At 71.7% G+C, this 428-nt stretch carries 1 protein-coding gene and 1 pseudogene; both read right to left on the minus strand.

Annotated elements, in window-relative coordinates; genetic code table 11:
• The coding region (locus G3I17_RS39375) for an ATP-binding cassette domain-containing protein (RefSeq protein WP_164604523.1) at positions 1–203 on the minus strand (203 nt) is incomplete at its 3' end.
• A gap of 38 nt (positions 204–241) precedes the next feature.
• Positions 242–428, minus strand: a pseudogene (locus tag G3I17_RS39380) (carboxymuconolactone decarboxylase family protein); the annotation flags it as partial.

Genomic DNA, 428 nt, shown 5'->3' on the forward strand with positions numbered 1-428 from the left:
GAGAGGAGCTGGACCAGGGTGGACTTCCCGGCGCCGTTCATGCCCATCAGGGCGTGGACCTCACCGGCTCTGATGTCCAGGGAGGCGCCCCGCAGAGCCACGGCTCCGCCGAAGCGCTTGGTGAGGTCGCGGACGCGGACCACCGGCTCCGCGACCGGACGGTCCACGGCGCGGGCGGTCTCCGGAGAGGTCGTGGCGGACACGGCCGTACTCCCTTCCGTACATGGCTGGGGGTGGGCTGTCACGGCTGCGGCCGGTCTCCGTCACCGGTGACGCGGGTGAAGCCGCGGATGTCGGGGAACGGGGGCTCGCGGTCGGCCTGGAGGTCGACCTGGAAGGCGTTCAGGCACATGCCGAGCATCGTGAAGTTGCCCAGGGACCCGATGGCGTCGACCAGGGCCCGTGAGCCGAAGTGGGCGTGTGCGCGG

This window comes from Streptomyces sp. SID13031 (assembly GCF_010548305.1).
Taxonomy (GTDB): Bacteria; Actinomycetota; Actinomycetes; order Propionibacteriales; family Kribbellaceae; genus Kribbella.